This is a genomic window from Mesorhizobium sp. M0106 (assembly GCF_040322715.1).
Classification (GTDB): Bacteria; Pseudomonadota; Alphaproteobacteria; order Rhizobiales; family Rhizobiaceae; genus Mesorhizobium.
In genome coordinates, this window is the sequence record NZ_JAMYUA010000078.1 from 1 (window position 1) to 15396 (window position 15396).

Below are 15396 nucleotides of genomic sequence, written 5' to 3' on the forward strand. Positions count from 1 at the left end.
GCCATTGAGCTTGACTTCGGTGCCCGACCACTTGCCGAACAGGATGCGGTCGCCGGCCTTGACGTCCAGCGGGACGAGCTTGCCGGCTTCGTCGCGGGCGCCGGAACCGACGGCGATGATCTCGCCTTCCTGCGGCTTTTCCTTAGCTGTATCGGGGATGATGATCCCGCCCGCGGTCTTGGATTCGGATTCGACCCGACGAACGACCACGCGGTCATGAAGCGGGCGGAACTTCGACTTTGCCATTTTTTATTCCTCGATGAGAATGGTGAGAACAGTTCCTCCGTCCGGCGGCGCCGGACATGTGGTTAGCACTCATCTTGGGGGAGTGCTAACGTGGCGCTGAAATAGGCTGGCAGCTCGTGCGAGTCAAGGCGCCCGCTGGGCATAATCAGGACAATTGCTTCAAACGGATACTTGACCAAGTCAACTAAATCGCTGATCTTGCCGGGAGGAGGATGCCATAACCATTCATCATCACCCAGGCAAGGACCGGATCGACGCGGTGCGAGCCTTCAACCGCTTCTACACCCGCCAGATCGGGCTGCTCGACGAAGGGCTGCTGAAAAGCACCTTCTCGCTGACCGAGGCGCGGGTGCTCTATGAGCTGGCGCATCGCGATGGCCTGACCGCCACCGACCTTGCGCGCGATCTCGGCCTCGATGCCGGTTATCTCAGCCGGCTGCTGAAGAAGTTCGAGGAGCGTGATCTGGTCGAGCGCGCCACGATCGAGGCGGATGCGCGGCGCTCGTCGATCGCGCTGACCAAGGCCGGGCGGCAGGCCTTCGCGCCGCTGAACCAGGGTTCGCACGACCAGGTCGCGGCTTTGCTCGAACGGCTTTCGGTTGCCGAACAGGACAGGCTGGTCAAGGCCATGCAGACGGTGCAGCGTTTGCTGGGCGGAAGCGCCGAGCCCAAAATTCCCTATATGCTGCGGCCCCTGCAAGTCGGCGACATCGGCTGGATCATCCATCGGCAGGGCCTGCTCTACGCGCAGGAATATAGCTGGGACGAAACCTATGAAGCGCTGGTCGCCGAAATCCTCGGTGCCTTCGTCAAATCCTTCGATCCGAAATGGGAACGCAGCTGGATCGCCGAGCGGGAAGGCGAGGTCGTCGGCTCGGTCTTCGTCGTGCGCCAGTCGGACGCGGTGGCGAAGTTGCGCCTGCTCTATGTCGAGCCGTCGGCGCGCGGCCTCGGGATCGGCAAGCGGCTGGTCGAGGAATGTGTCGGCTTTTGCCGCGCCAGGGGTTACAGGACACTGACGCTGTGGACCAACGACGTGCTCGCCGCCGCTCGCCACATCTATGAGGCTGCGGGCTTTAAATTGAGCAACGAGGAGCGCCACCATTCCTTTGGCAAGGATCTGGTCGGCCAGAACTGGAATTTGGAGCTGTAGCAGCGCCGCAGAATTTCGAGCATCGGCCTGGGGCGGTCGCTCAGGTCGCAGGCTTAATGTTTTGGTTCAAGCGAAAGAAATTGGTGGGATCATACTTGTTCTTTAGTGCGGCCAACCTCGGATAATTCTCGCCGTAAGCCGCCAGAACCCGATCAGTGCCCTCTTCGCCGAGATTATTGGCGTAGACGCCGCCGGTCGAGAACGGTCTCATTGCATCCCACAGGTCGCGCGCCCATCGGATGTGCGTTTCGTCGTCAGACGGATTGTCCCAGATCGATATCGGGAAGCAATCGTAAAGTGCATCTCTGTTGGCGTAGGGCGTTCCGTCCATCGGTACTCGCGAGATGGCGCCGCCAACCTGCTGCAGGACTAGAAGCGATTCGCTGGGTGCAGTCATGTAAGCCGCAAGCATGGTATCGATCGCCTGATCTGTGATTTCGCGCATGAACTGCGCCTTCCAGTAGTAGCGCCGCCCGCGCGGAAAGAGGCTGTCCCCGGCCGATTGGATTTGAAGATAGGGGACAGGAGCAATCCGGCGCTCAACTGGCGTGCCATACTCTCTCAGAGGTTGAATGATTTGCTGGCCTTCGTCGAGTGGGCCGATGTAGCACGCCGATATGCTGAAGAAGCGTTCGCCCGAGGGCGCCGTCACAAGTGCTGCATCCAGGCTCAGCTCATCCGGGGCGCCGCTCGAGAACGCACGATAGAACCGCATCGCTTCGCGTGCCTCTGCGTAGCGGTATAGCATCGATCCCGCGATGAGGAGCGGACCCACGGGATGGAGCTTGTATTCGAAGGTGGTGACTATTCCGAAATTGCCGCCGCCGCCCCGAATGCCCCAGAACAAATCTGCATTTTCGGCCGCGTTTGCCGTGAGCAAGCGGCCGTCCGCTGTCACGATTTCGACAGCGACAAGGTTGTCGCAGCTCAGTCCATGTTTGCGGCCAAGCTTGCCGAACCCGCCGCCGAGTGTCAGTCCGGCTATGCCGGTATCCGCGTTGACACCCATGGTCGTCGCAAGACCATGGACCTGTGTGGCTGCGTCGAACTCGCCCAGGTTCAGGCCGGCTTCGGCGCGCGCGACACGGCGGATCGGGTCGACTTCGATCCGCTTCATGCGTGACACATCGATCACCAAGCCGCCGTCGCATACCGAACTGCCGGCGACGTTATGACCACCGCCGCGGACGGCGACGAGGAAGCCTTGCGATCGGGCGAAGTTGACGGCCGTGACGACATCGCTGGATTCGGCGCAATAGAAGACAGCCGCCGGCCTCTTATCGACCATGCCATTCCAAACTCTGCGCGCCTGGTCATAGCCAGGGTCGTCCGCAAGGATCAGATCGCCGCGAATCGCCTGCCTGAGCCGGGCGATATCTGGCGCCTGCAACGTCGGCTCGGAACCGTCTATAAGCTTGAACATGCTCATCGAGGGATACCCTTCGTGATCCAGCACGGTCGGACAGGCCGCTGTCGTTCACCGGATCATAAATATCTCATGCGGCGCCATTCGCTGCAAAATCGAATATCTCAGTCGCTGGATGAGCTAAATTCATCTAAACTGCCTGGATGAGAAAACTTCCGCCGCTCGGGTCGCTTCGCGCCTTCGAAGCCGCTGCCAGGCTGATGAGCTTCAGGAAGGCCGCGACGGAACTCGGAGTGACGCCAACGGCCATCAGCCACCAGATTCGATTGCTGGAGGAGGTCTGTGGGCAACTGCTGTTCCGGCGGCGCCCACGACCGCTCGTGCTCACAGGCGTGGGCGAACGGCTATTCCCGGTAATTGCAGCGGCTTCGACGCTTTCGCTGCGGCAATAGCATCAGCCTCGGCCGGAGTTGGCCAACGCCCGTTGCGCGTGACGAGCCCAAATGCATTTGCCAGCCGATGGCTGGTTCCGCGCCTGTCGAAGTGGCGCGAACAGCATCCGAACATTCCACTGGAGATCATCGGGACAGACGCCGTTCTGGACCTGCGAGCCGGTGACGCCGACGTCGCGATCCGCTATGCGCGCAGGATGCCGCGGGATGTTCCCGCGCAGGAAATTTTTCGGGACGCATTCTTTCCGGTATGCAGCCCGGAGCTGTTCGCAGGAGGCGACCGACAGATCGAGCGCGCCGCCGATCTGCTGCAATACCCGCTCATCCATTTCAATTGGACGAACCGCGACCCGGAAGCGCCGACTTGGCAACGATGGCTGGCGATCGCACGCTCGATCGATCCCAGCATCCCCAATGCCAACCAGGCATGGGACCTAAGCTTCCGCGAAGAGCTGCACGCGATTGACGCGGTAGCGGCAGGCCAAGGTATCGCTATCTGCAGCGATGTGGTCGTCAGTGGCGAACTCGAGGCTGGCAGGCTAGTCAAGGCACATGATCTCTGTCTGCCAGGCTATGGCTTTTACCTTGCCTGCGTAGCCAATCACCCCCGACAAGCGCATATCGAAGCGTTTTCCGCCTGGATGAGATCGATAGTCTGAGCATCTGAACGCCGACCTTCTGCATACTCGTCACAAGCGCCCGGCGTAATAAATTGCTAACCACGATCGCCCTGCACTGACTGCCATGCACACTTACCGGCTTCTGGCACAATCGGGCTCCTTGAATTATGAGCACGCTTATTATATACGTCGCTCATGGTTTCCGACGGCATCGACAGATTGGGCTTTTTGATCCACGACGTGCAGCGCCTGATGCGCAAGCGCTTCGAGGCGCGCGCCAGTGGTTTCGGCCTTTCTTCGGCGCAATGGCGGCTTCTGGTACGTGTCGCCAAGGAGGCGGGTGTCGCGCAGGCGCGGCTTGCCGAGCTTCTCGAAATCGAGCCGATCAGCGTCTCGCGTCTTGTCGATCGCATGGAGGAGGGCGGCTGGCTCGAGCGCCGTCCCGACGCAACCGACAGGCGAGTGCGCATGATTTTCCCGACCGCCAAGGCGAACGCGGCCTACACCCACGTCAAGAGCCTTGCCGGCGAGGTTTATGAGGAATCGCTCGTTGGCGTTTCGCCGGAAGATCGCCGCGTCCTGGTCAGGGCGCTGGAGACAATGGTGCAGAATCTTGCAGATGGTGAGACGCCGCCCTCGGAAAAAGTGAAGAATACGGAAGGCGCAGCAGCATGAACGCGGTAGCCAAACTAGATGAGAATGCGGCCAAACTGGAGATGGAAGCTCCCGCGAAGCCGGCGGCAGCTCCGGTAACGGTCGCTCCGCAGATAGCTCCGGCGCCGGTGGCGCCGAAGAAGAAGCGCCGTGCCGGCCGCTTCCTTTTGATGTTTGTGCTGCCCGCTGCGTTGATCGCCGGCGGCAGCTATGTCTGGGTGACCGGCGGCCGCTATCAGGAGACCGAGAACGCCAATCTGCAGCAGGCCAAGGTGTCGATAGCCGCCGATACGGCGGGCCGCATCGTTCAGGTCGACATTTTCGACAACCAGTCTGTCAAGCAGGGCGACGTGTTGTTCGCTATCGATCCCGAGCCCTACCGGATCGCATTGGCCCAGGCCGACGCGGCGGTGGCCGGCGCACGGCTCAATGTCGAGCAGTTGCGTGCGGCCTACAGCCAGGCGCTGGCGCAGGAGAAGTCCGACGAAAGCCAGGTCCAGTACGCGCAGTCGCAATATGACCGCGCCGCCGACCTTGCCCAGAAGGGCATCAACGCCAAGTCGTCTCTGGACGAAGCCAAGAACGACCTCGACAAGGCGAAGCAGCAGCTGGCCGTGGCCCAGCAAGGGATCGTCAGCGCCAAGGCGGCACTTGGCGGCAATCCCGACATCGAGACCGACAAGCATCCAACGGTAATGGCGGCGCTCGCCGCACGCGACAAGGCGGCCTACGATCTGGTCCAGACCACGGTCAAGGCACCCGCCGACGGCATCATCAGCCAGGCCGCTTCGTTCAAGGTCGGCCAGTATGTCGGTTCGGGCACGCCGCTGTTTTCGCTGGTCGAGACCGGCGACACCTGGGTCGACGCCAATTTCAAGGAAACCCAGCTCACCAACATGAAACCCGGCCAGAAGGCCGAAATCATGGTCGATACTTATCCGGGCAAGACGTTCGAAGCCACCGTCAAGGCGATCGGCGCCGGCACCGGCGCCGAGTTCTCGCTGCTGCCCGCGCAGAACGCTACCGGCAACTGGGTCAAGGTCACGCAGCGCATTCCGGTCCGCCTGGAATTGACCGATGCCGACGCCAAGGCGGCGCTGCGCACCGGCATGAGCGCGACCGTCACGGTGGACACCGGCGTTTCCCGCGGCCTGCCGAGCATTTTCCGCCGCGCCACGGCAGGCGAGGCCAGGTAAAGAGGCCTGGTAGCGGCCGCATATAGCAAACAGCGAGATGGATGCAGGATTGGTCCGAGGGAGGCGCAGGAAAAGTTGAATGCGTAGACGGGCTGCGCTGTAGCCTGCCTGAGCAGACAACGTCGCGCAGGATCTTCGGTCCTCAGGTTTCCGGGCGGCAGGCGCCCGCTTTGTCGAGACGCTCAGTCGATGTAACCCCCACATCGATGCTCGCGTCCCACCGCGATGAGGGTCTCTCTACAGCGGGGCCTCGCCGTCCGGAAACCTAATGTACACGTTTTTGTTACCTGCTGGAAGTTTTACGTCATGAGCAGCCCAGAACCCTTTCGCGAAGTACCGCACCGCGGCCTGATCACAGTTGCGCTCATGCTTGCGACGATCATGCAGGCGCTCGACACGACGATCGCCAACGTTGCGCTGCCGACCATGACCGGCGATCTCGGCGCCTCCCCCGACAACATCAACTGGGTGTTGACCTCCTACATCGTTGCCGCGGCGATCATGACGCCGGTGACCGGTTGGCTGGCCGACCGCTTCGGTCGCAAGGAGCTGTTCCTGACGGCCGTGGTCGGCTTCACCGTCTTTTCAATGCTGTGCGGCATCGCCTGGAGCCTTGAGACCATCGTTTTGTTCCGGCTCATGCAAGGCGTGTTCGGTGCGGCCATCGTGCCGCTGTCGCAGACCTTCCTGCTCGACATCAACCCCAGGGAACGCCACGGCCAGGCCATGGCCATCTGGGGCGCCGGCATCATGCTGGGACCGATCCTTGGCCCGACGCTGGGTGGCTGGCTGACCGAGAATTTCAACTGGCGCTGGGTGTTCTTCATCAACCTGCCGGTCGGCATCATCGCCTTCCTCGGCATGGCCGCATATCTTCCCAGCGTCGCCCGGCGGGTGCGCAGCTTCGATTTCTTCGGGTTCACCATGCTCTCGCTCGGTGTCGGCGCGCTGCAGCTGATGCTCGATCGCGGCGGCGAGGTCGACTGGTTTTCCTCGATCGAGATATGGATCGAGCTTGGTCTTTCCATCACCGGCTTCTGGGTATTCACCATACATACGTTGACGGCGGAGCACCCCTTTATCGACCCCAAGATCTTCCTCGATCGCAATTTCGTCACCGGGCTGGCGTTCATCTTTGTCATGGGCGTGCTCATCCTGGCGAGCATGTCGCTGCTGCCGCCAATGCTGTCGACCATCTTCGGCTATCCGACCCTCACCATCGGCGTCGTCCTGGGGCCGCGCGGTGTCGGCACGATGATCGCGATGCTGTTCGTCGGGCGGATCATGCACAGGATCGATGCCAGGATCCTCGTCGTCATCGGCTTCCTGCTGACCGCGCAATCGCTCTACACGATGTCGAGCTTTTCGCCGCAGATGGACAACTGGCTTATCCTCAGCTCCGGCGTCATCCAGGGCCTTGGAATGGGAATGGTGTTCGTGCCGCTGTCCACCGTGGCTTTCGCCACGCTCGACGCACGCTTCCGCACCGATGCAACGGCGCTGTTCAGCCTGGTGCGCAATCTTGGCTCGTCGATCGGCGTATCGGTGGTGACGGTTCTGCTGGTACGCAACACGCAGATCAACCACGCCGAGCTCTCGGCCTATATCAATGCGTTCAATCCCAACCTCTGGGCGGCATCGCCGGCAGCGGCGGGCGGCGATCCGACGGCGCTGTCGCTGATGGATCGCATGGTCAATATCCAGGCGATGATGATCTCCTACGTCAATGACTTCAAGCTGCTGATGATGATGACACTGCTTGCTGTCCCCTTTGTTTTCCTGCTGCGCAAGCCAAAGGCGGCGCCGCCCGCCGGTGGGGCGCCTGCCGCGCATATGGACTAAGTTCTCACGGCTCCGGCACCGCGACCGGCTCACGGCTTCCGTTGCCTGTGCCGGTAGCGTCGGCGTTGAGCCAGGTTCACCTGCCATTAGTATATCCGGACCAATATGCAGTCGCTTTTGGGTTGAAGGCGAGCCTCCTTTGCTTGCCTCAAGCATCAGCGGGAGGAATTGTGTTTGGCCACGAAGTCATCCAGGCAAACCGCCGGCGCGCCCGAATCCGCAAATTTGACGACGCTGGCACAACTGGCGACTGCCTCATATGAGGCCCTCGAGCGCGAGCTTCGCGCCACGATTGCGGCACTTCAGGACCAGGCACTGCGGTTCCAGACCGCGATAGAGAACATCTCGCAAGGCATCTGTTTCTTTGATGCCGATGAACGGCTGATCCTGTGCAATCGACGCTATGCGGAAATCTATCGCCTTGCACCGGAGCAATTGCAGCCGGGTGCGGCGCTGCGCGAAATCGTCGAGCGGCGCGTCGCTGTCGGAACCTCGGCAATGAATGCGGACGCTTATCTGGCGTTGGCCCGGGCAGTCAATTCGGGCACGGCTTCGGGGAACTGGACAGCCGAGCTCGCCGATGGCCGGACAATTCAGGTCTGCCATCAGCCGATGCCTGACGGCGGCTGGGTGGCCACGCATGAGGACATCAGCGAGCTCAGCGCCAACCGCTTGGTCGTCGATGAGCGTATCTCCTTGCAGACGCTGATCGACCTAGTGCCTGACTACATGTGGGTGAAGGACACCGAAAGCCGCTTCGTCGTCGCCAACCGAGCCATTGCGTCCGACAGCGGTCGAGACAGCACGAGCGACATGATCGGTCTGAGCGACTTCGACCTTCACGCGCCGGATCTTGCGCAGAAATTTCGCCTCATCGAGCAGCAACTGATGCGCGACGGACAACCGATGATCGACGAGGAGGAGTTCGTCGTCGATGCGTCAGGCACCGGCAAATGGTTCCTGTCTACGAAACTGCCGTTGCGCAACGTTCAGAACAACATTTTCGGCCTCGTCGGCATTGCCCGCGACATCACTGCGCGCAAGCAGGCCGAAATCCTTCGCGACGGGCAGGCGCATATCCTCGAGATGATCGCAAAGAGCGCTCCCCTCGAAGACGTGCTCGAGCGGCTCATGCGTCTGGTCGAGTCCCAACTGGCGGGGATATTCGGTTCGGTCTTGTTGCTCGACAAGGATGGCAGCCACTTGCGCCACGCCGCCGCGCCGAGCCTGGCGAGAGACTACACCGACGCCGTCGACGGCGCCGCGGTAGGCCCAAGGGCAGGGTCTTGCGGTACCGCAGTCTATCGGCGCGAGCCGGTGATTGTCGCTGACATCATGCAGGATCCACTTTGGCAGGACTATCGCGAACTCGCGCGGCCACACGGTTTGCGTTCATGCTGGTCGACGCCGATCCTGTCGCATCAGGGCGCCGTGCTCGGCGTTTTTGCGATGTATTCTATGACGGTGCGCGAACCGACCGAGGCCGAGACCCGCCTCATCGATTTCACCACGCGCATCGCCGGGATCGCCATCGAACGCAAACAGGCCGAAGACCGGATCCACTTCATGGCCAATCATGACGTGCTGACCGGGCTTCCCAATCGCGCCTTGTTGGAGGACCGGCTTTCACAGGCGGTCTTGTACGCCCAGCGATACGATCGCTGGGTGACAGTGGTGTTCATCGATCTGGACAATTTCAAATTCGTCAACGACACGCTCGGCCACAATGCCGGCGACGAGCTCCTGAAGATCGTCGCAAGTCGCATGGTCGACTGCGTCCGGGCGACCGATACCGTCGTGCGACTTGGCGGCGACGAATTCGTCGTCGTGCTTTTCGACCAGCCGGCGAACGTCGATCTCGTTTCCGAGACCTTGCAAAAGCTCAGGGCTGCACTCGCCGAGCCGGTTCAGCTCGGAGCGCATCTTGTGCGGGCGACGGCCAGTATCGGCATTGCCAACTATCCCAAGGATGGAACGGATCCCGATACGCTGCTGGCAAATGCCGATGCGGCCATGTATCGCGCCAAGGAGTTCGGCCGCGATAATTTCCAGTTTTACGCTCCGGAGTTCAACACCAGGGCGCATGAAAAATTCGTGCTTCAGGAAGAGTTGCGAAACGCCTTGGCGCGTTCGGAATTCACGCTGCTCTACCAACCGCAGGTGGACCTTCGGTCAGGTCGGGTTTTTGCGGTCGAGGCGCTGATACGCTGGAACCACCCAACGCTTGGCACGGTAATGCCGACGATGTTCATCCCGACCGCCGAGGAGACAGGTCTGATCGTACCGATCGGCGACTGGGTTCTGCATGAGGCGTGCCGGCAGAACAAAGCCTGGCAAGACGCAGGACTGCCGCCCTTGACCGTTTGCGTGAATGTGTCGGCGCGGCAATTCAGGGAGCGCAACCTGATCGATCGCATCGTCAGCGCGCTGAAGGACAGCGGCCTGGAGGCCAGGTATCTCGAGCTGGAGGTGACCGAGAGCCTTATCATGCAGGATATCGAGCTGGCGGTCGCCACCATGAACGCCCTGCAAAGCCTGGGTGTCCAGATCTCGATCGATGATTTCGGCACCGGCTATTCCAGCCTTAGCGCACTCAAGACCTTTCCCGTGGCGCGGCTGAAGATCGACAAGTCCTTCATCAAGGATCTCGCCGCCGACGAGAACGATCAGGCTGTGGCCAGCGCGGTGATTTCATTGGGGCAAAATCTCAACCTGAGGGTCATCGCCGAGGGCGTTGAGACAGATGATCAGGTGGCTTTCCTGCGCAGGAACAATTGCGACGAAATGCAGGGCTATCATTTCAGCAGGCCGGTTTGTGCGCAGGACGTCGAGGAATTGCTCGGCGGCGGCCGCAAAGACTGACGGTCGGCCATCCTGCAGGCTTCCGCCGACCAAATGGCGGAAATTATCTACCGAGCACAAGGCACCAATAGCGAAGCGTGCTGTCGCGGCCGTCGCGCACATAGGCGAGGCCGAAGCGGGTGAAGCGCGGGTCGAGCATGTTGCGGCGGTGGCCTGGCGAATGCACCCAGATATCAAACAGCTTCTGCTGGTCGAAGCGGCCTTCGGCGATGTTTTCGGCGGCAGCGCCGGCAATGCCATTGTCTTTGACGCGCGAGGCAAAGTCCTTGCCCCAGCCGGTGGTGTGGTTCATTCGGCCGCCGCGCGCCATATATCCGGCCTGCTGCAGCGCCGCCTGCTCGATCTGCGCATCGGGGACAAGCGGCCCGAGACCCGCCGAAGCGCGGATGCCGGCCAGCGTGCCGGCGGCGGAAGCAGAGACACCGGCGCTTTCGCCGGTAGGCAGCACGGCGGTTGCGCATCCGGTGAGCCCGGCAAGGGCGCCAAGGCCGGCAGCTCTGAGCAGCACGCGCCTGCTTAGGCTTGGTTGGGCCTCATAATTTTCGATTTTCGTAACGGTCATGCCGGCCTGACATAACCGCGATCATGGCTTTTGCCGGGCAGAGCGGTGAAAATGCGTGATGAATGGTTTCGACGCGATGGCACTGTGTCAGACTGATTTCACCGCTCATCGAAACAGCCTTGCTCGGATGGCAGCATTCGCCCAGACGACTGTTCGGGCTCGATACTCCCAGGAGTTCGATACCCAGTCAGGCCTTCACGGACAGAGAGCTTCTTTTCCCCACCTTTGCGGCTTCACGAGCGCTGGCGAGGTATCCTCGGTTGCAAATTTTCGCTGGGGGATATCGCTTGCAGTGACGACCGGAGCGATTCGTACGCCTGAGCGCCAAGCAGCCTTCGGTATTGGTCTTCGAGACGCTGATTGAAATCGTGGACGGTCCGGATCACCGCAAGCGCCGCGTCAGTTGCAACGATTAATTTGGCCCGTCGGTCGTTCGGATCATGCGAACGCCGAACATAACCGAGGCGCTCCAGTTCATCGATCAACTCACCCATCGATGCTTTGCCAATGCCCGCACGCTCTGCGAGGACGCTGGGTCGGGTTCCTTCCGCGTCGATGTTGGCGAAAACAGCGCCGTGTTTGGGCTTGATTGCCGAATGGCCGCTCTCCCGGAGAACCTGGACCAAAGCGCTCGCCGACGATTGATAAGCATAGAGAAGCAGAGACTGCGTGTATGGCTGATTATCCATCTTTCCAAACTTATATGGTGCCCATATAGTATGGCAACCGAACTATATGACAGGAGATCAGCGTGGCTACCGGTAACATCCGAACTGAAGGGGTGGAAAGTGTCGCGCACAGGCTGATCGAAGCTTGGAATCGTCACGATGCTCGCGCCTTTGCCGCCGTATTCGCGGCAGATGCCGAATTTACAAACGTCTTCGGTATGCAGGCGACTGGACGTGACAAGATCGAGCAGTTCCATGCCCCAATTTTTGAGAAGATGTTCAAGCACAGCCACCTATCCGCCGAAAGCGAGCGGAACAGGCTTGTTCGCCCTGATGTTGCCACGCTCGACCTGCGGTGGTCCATGACTGGCGCGCTCGATCCGATGGGAAACGAATGGCCGCGTCGGCGCGGATTAATCAGCTTAGTGGCGACGCGGGATCATGATGAATGGTTGATTGCAACGATGCACAATATGGAACTTGGGGACGATCAAATGGCAAAGTCTCAGGAGAAACTTCAAGAGGATAAGTAGGCTCTTCATTCACGTCAGAATCGAAAGCGACAGCCATCCAGCATAGTCAAGCCGATCTGATCGGGCAATGAGATCGAACGGCGGGTCAGGTGATCGGGATTGGCGAGCTATGCTACAGGAGTTGGTGCTGGATGGCCCGTGCGTTGTCCGGTTTGGCCGGCCACAATGGCGCGCCTCATAGCCGGTCGCCTTGGTCTTGCGGGATCTAATGTATGAACGGCTTGGAGCGCTGGCTCTCGCCGGCAGTTCTTGGCGGCGCGGTGATCGCCGGTCGGCTATTCCGCCGCCACGAGTTTTGTTTCCGGCGTCGATGTAGCCCGGCTGGCCCGATCGTCCTCGGTATCTTCCCACCAATCGCCCAGGGCGTCGATGAGCGGCACAAGCTTGAGACCGGGCTCCGTCAGGTCGTAATCCACGTGTAGCGGATAGCCGGCATGCGCTGTTCGCCGCACAATCCCGGCTTCCTCCAGCTTGCGTAGTTCGAGCGCCAGGATGCGGTGCGACACTGTCGGATTGTCACGCCTCAGGTCGCTGAAGCGCTTGGTACCGTCCTTGAGATAATAGAGCAGCAAGGTGGGCCAGCGACCGCTGAGCACACGCATGGTCTCCTCGATCGGGCAGCGTGAGACGACATCTTTCATGGCGGGGACCTGGTTACAGAATAGTGCGTAATTTACATGGGGCGACCAGCGTTTAGGGTCAAGTTTCGCTGCGCAGCGTGACCCCTAACATGGAAGAGAGAAAGAAATGGAACCTATTCTCCTTTACGGCTTCCCGCTGGGAAGTTCGATGGGGCTTGTCGCTGCTTTTGAACGCCTCGGACAGCCCTACCGCCTGTGTCGTGTCGACATGCTCGCTGAGATGAAGAACGACGCCTATGCCAGCATCAACAGCCGCCAGGAAACGCCGGTGTTGATCACGGACGAGGGCAGGGTGCTCACCGAGACCATGGCGATTGCCGCTTGGCTCGAAGCCCGCGACACGCAACGTCGTATCAGCTTTGAGTCTCGCTCGCCGGAAGCCGACCGGATGCACCAGCTGATGGCTTTCGTGAACACCGGTTTCACCGCCGCTTTCACCCCGCTCTGGGCTGCTTATGAAATGGAGCCGGCCGAACCGGTGCTGCTGGCGACCTTGCGTGACTTTGGCCGCAAGGTCGTTACCAACCGCCATGACCAGCTCGAGGCGATGATCCTCGACACGGATTTCCTGGTCGGCGGCCGGCTGACGCTTGCCGATACCACGCTGATCGGCGTGGCGCGCTGGGCGGAGTTCCACCAGGCGGTCGACGGCGCCGCTTATCCCAGGGTGGCGGCGCTACGTCGCCGCATCGAAGCCGATCCGGCCGTGCGATACGCGCTTGCTGTCGAGGCTGGCGAAAAGCCCGCCGGGTCAGGCGCTTGCCTCGGTCACGTGCCGCTGGCCGAGGTGATCGATCGCTTCGCGGCCTAATCCGTTCGTTCAGCCGCCCGGCGCCCCGGCGCCGGGCGGTGGCGACAAGCACGCCGAGATCCGCTATCATACGGGCGTTCTTGAAGTGGCAGCTGCGGGCGGCCATCCTGGCGGTGACCGCCCCGACACACGGGAGAAAGGTTATGGCCGGCTTTCATGTCATGGCGGACGCACGTGGAATGCATGTACAGCCCACGGTGCGCCGCATCAGCACCGAGGATCTGATCGATGCGCTCCGTCTCGGCGTAGAGGATTTCTGGGCCAAGCCGTCGCATTATGTGTTCCTGTGCCTGATCTATCCGGTGGTCGGCCTGATCCTGACGCAGTGGACCTCGGGCTCGAACGCCATCCAACTCATCTATCCGCTGATGTCCGGCTTCGCTTTGGTCGGTCCGTTCGCCGCTATCGGCCTTTACGAAATCAGCCGCCGGCGCGAGTTCGGCATGGATACATCCTGGTGGCATGCGCTCGACGTGCGCCACTCGCCGGCGCTGCCCGCGATTGCAGTCATCGGTATCATGCTGGTGGTACTGTTCCTGCTCTGGCTGTTCACCGCGCAATCGATCTACACCAGCCTGTACGGCAATCAGCCTCCGGCCTCTATCGTCGGCTTTATTCGCGAAGTGCTGACGACCAGCAAGGGCTGGACGCTGATCCTGCTCGGCAACCTGGCCGGGTTCGCCTTCGCCGCGATCGTGCTGGCGACGACTGTCGTCGCCTTTCCGCTGCTGCTCGACCGCGATGTCGGCGCGGTCTCGGCAGTCGAGACGTCGGCGCGCGCAGTTATGACAAACCCGCTGCAGATGGCGCTGTGGGGCCTGATGGTCGCCGTGCTCCTGGTCATCGGCTCGATCCCGCTATTTGCCGGGCTTGCCGTCGTCATGCCCATCCTTGGCCACGCGACCTGGCATCTCTACCGCAGGGTGGTCGAACCGGAGCGGGCACAGCAGGTCAGGCGGCCGATGTAGGACCGATCAGCGTTGCGCGTCGGTTGCCATCTTGACGGCCAGCGCGGTCAGCACCGTGCCCATCATCCAGCGCTGGATCACCAGCCATAGCGGCCGCCCGGCGAGGAAGATGGCGATCGAGCCGGCCGTCACCGCGATGATGGCGTTGACGGTCAGGCTGATCGCGACCTGCGTGGCACCGAGCACCAGAAGCTGCGACAGCACGTGGCCCTTGCCGGGGCTGATGAATTGCGGCAGCAGCGACAGATAGAGCACTGCCACCTTTGGGTTGAGCAGGTTGGTCATCAGGCCCATGGCGAACAGCTTGCGCGGTCTGTCTTTCGGCAGTTCGCGGATCTGGAAGGGCGAGCGCCCGCCGGGCTTCACCGCTTGCCAGGCGAGCCACAGCAAATAGAGCGCGCCGGCAAGGCGCAGCACATCATAGGCGAAGGGCACGGCGAGCAGCAGCGCGGTGATGCCGAACGCCGCCGACAGCACGTAGAACAAAAAACCGAGCGCCACGCCGCCCAGCGAGATCAGCCCGGCCTTCGGCCCTTGCGACAGCGAGCGCGAGATCAGATAGATCATGTTCGGGCCGGGCGTCAGCACCATGCCGAGGCAGACCAGCGCAAAGGCAAGGTGGTTGGCGGGTTCAGGCAAGAGCGCATCTCCGGATGAGGACACTCACCACATGCTTCCATCACCCGCAAGGGCATGAGGGCAGGAGCCTTTGCGCCAGTGCGCCGGGGCCCCTGCCTTAGAGCGGTTCCTGATTTGACGGAATCGAAGGGGATTGAACGAAGCCGCTGACGCGTCATTTGGTGCGTGGGTTTGCGGATGACG

16 protein-coding genes are annotated in these 15396 nt (G+C 61.4%); 10 read left to right on the plus strand and 6 right to left on the minus strand.

All coding sequences use genetic code 11. The annotated features are described in order from the left end of the window. A partial coding sequence (locus tag NKJ55_RS34020; protein WP_292539378.1) for a co-chaperone GroES occupies positions 1 to 246 on the minus strand: 246 nt, incomplete at its 3' end. A gap of 217 nt (positions 247 to 463) precedes the next feature. On the opposite strand from NKJ55_RS34020, the gene NKJ55_RS34025 reads away from it, so the two are divergent. After that, positions 464 to 1399: a bifunctional helix-turn-helix transcriptional regulator/GNAT family N-acetyltransferase gene (locus tag NKJ55_RS34025; RefSeq protein ID WP_352453717.1), complete on the plus strand. Its 936-nt coding sequence runs from the start codon at positions 464 to 466 to the stop codon at positions 1397 to 1399. Positions 1400 to 1439: 40 nt separating this feature from the next. On the opposite strand, the gene NKJ55_RS34030 is transcribed toward NKJ55_RS34025, so the two are convergent. Then, on the minus strand, positions 1440 to 2828 hold the full coding sequence (locus tag NKJ55_RS34030; RefSeq protein WP_352453707.1) for an FAD-binding oxidoreductase: 1389 nt from the start codon (positions 2826 to 2828) through the stop codon (positions 1440 to 1442). A gap of 197 nt (positions 2829 to 3025) precedes the next feature. Between NKJ55_RS34030 and NKJ55_RS34035 the strand changes: the two genes are divergently transcribed. The 6 genes from NKJ55_RS34035 to NKJ55_RS34060 all read left to right on the plus strand — a co-directional run bounded on the left by NKJ55_RS34035 (position 3026) and on the right by NKJ55_RS34060 (position 10391). Next, positions 3026 to 3217, plus strand: a complete 192-nt coding sequence (locus NKJ55_RS34035) for a LysR family transcriptional regulator (RefSeq protein ID WP_352453718.1) — start codon at positions 3026 to 3028, stop codon at positions 3215 to 3217. Between the two features lie 38 nt (positions 3218 to 3255). Beyond that, a complete protein-coding gene (locus NKJ55_RS34040; protein ID WP_352453719.1) occupies positions 3256 to 3876 on the plus strand; it encodes a LysR substrate-binding domain-containing protein in 621 nt (206 codons plus the stop codon). Positions 3877 to 4032: 156 nt separating this feature from the next. Continuing rightward, the gene (locus tag NKJ55_RS34045; RefSeq protein WP_352453708.1) at positions 4033 to 4512 is read left to right on the plus strand and encodes a MarR family winged helix-turn-helix transcriptional regulator; all 480 of its coding nucleotides are present in this window, start codon (positions 4033 to 4035) and stop codon (positions 4510 to 4512) included. After that, entirely contained in the window at positions 4509 to 5687 is a 1179-nt protein-coding gene (locus NKJ55_RS34050; RefSeq protein WP_352453709.1) for an HlyD family secretion protein, read from the plus strand. The genes NKJ55_RS34045 and NKJ55_RS34050 overlap by 4 nt, the downstream gene beginning before the upstream one ends. Before the next feature lie 306 nt (positions 5688 to 5993). Continuing rightward, a complete protein-coding gene (locus NKJ55_RS34055) occupies positions 5994 to 7529 on the plus strand; it encodes a DHA2 family efflux MFS transporter permease subunit (protein ID WP_352453710.1) in 1536 nt (511 codons plus the stop codon). A 174-nt stretch (positions 7530 to 7703) separates the two neighbouring features. Next, positions 7704 to 10391: an EAL domain-containing protein gene (locus NKJ55_RS34060; RefSeq protein ID WP_352453711.1), complete on the plus strand. Its 2688-nt coding sequence runs from the start codon at positions 7704 to 7706 to the stop codon at positions 10389 to 10391. 43 nt (positions 10392 to 10434) lie between these two features. Here NKJ55_RS34060 and NKJ55_RS34065 read toward each other — a convergent pair whose 3' ends face one another. Continuing rightward, a complete protein-coding gene (locus NKJ55_RS34065) occupies positions 10435 to 10953 on the minus strand; it encodes a CAP domain-containing protein (protein WP_352453712.1) in 519 nt (172 codons plus the stop codon). A 233-nt stretch (positions 10954 to 11186) separates the two neighbouring features. Beyond that, positions 11187 to 11642 (minus strand): MarR family winged helix-turn-helix transcriptional regulator, encoded by a 456-nt coding sequence (locus NKJ55_RS34070; RefSeq protein ID WP_352453713.1) that lies wholly within the window; start codon positions 11640 to 11642, stop codon positions 11187 to 11189. A 62-nt stretch (positions 11643 to 11704) separates the two neighbouring features. On the opposite strand from NKJ55_RS34070, the gene NKJ55_RS34075 reads away from it, so the two are divergent. Beyond that, entirely contained in the window at positions 11705 to 12154 is a 450-nt protein-coding gene (locus NKJ55_RS34075) for an SgcJ/EcaC family oxidoreductase (RefSeq protein WP_352453714.1), read from the plus strand. Between the two features lie 275 nt (positions 12155 to 12429). Here NKJ55_RS34075 and NKJ55_RS34080 read toward each other — a convergent pair whose 3' ends face one another. Next, positions 12430 to 12795 carry a winged helix-turn-helix transcriptional regulator gene (locus NKJ55_RS34080; protein ID WP_023674333.1) on the minus strand — a complete coding sequence of 122 codons (366 nt, stop codon included), beginning with the start codon at positions 12793 to 12795 and terminating at the stop codon, positions 12430 to 12432. A 106-nt stretch (positions 12796 to 12901) separates the two neighbouring features. On the opposite strand from NKJ55_RS34080, the gene NKJ55_RS34085 reads away from it, so the two are divergent. Both NKJ55_RS34085 and NKJ55_RS34090 read left to right on the plus strand, forming a co-directional pair. Continuing rightward, the gene (locus tag NKJ55_RS34085; protein WP_352453715.1) at positions 12902 to 13606 is read left to right on the plus strand and encodes a glutathione S-transferase family protein; all 705 of its coding nucleotides are present in this window, start codon (positions 12902 to 12904) and stop codon (positions 13604 to 13606) included. Positions 13607 to 13749: 143 nt separating this feature from the next. Next, on the plus strand, positions 13750 to 14574 hold the full coding sequence (locus NKJ55_RS34090) for a DUF2189 domain-containing protein (protein WP_352453716.1): 825 nt from the start codon (positions 13750 to 13752) through the stop codon (positions 14572 to 14574). A 6-nt stretch (positions 14575 to 14580) separates the two neighbouring features. Here NKJ55_RS34090 and NKJ55_RS34095 read toward each other — a convergent pair whose 3' ends face one another. Beyond that, on the minus strand, positions 14581 to 15213 hold the full coding sequence (locus NKJ55_RS34095; protein WP_023674336.1) for a LysE family translocator: 633 nt from the start codon (positions 15211 to 15213) through the stop codon (positions 14581 to 14583). Positions 15214 to 15396 lie beyond the last annotated feature (183 nt).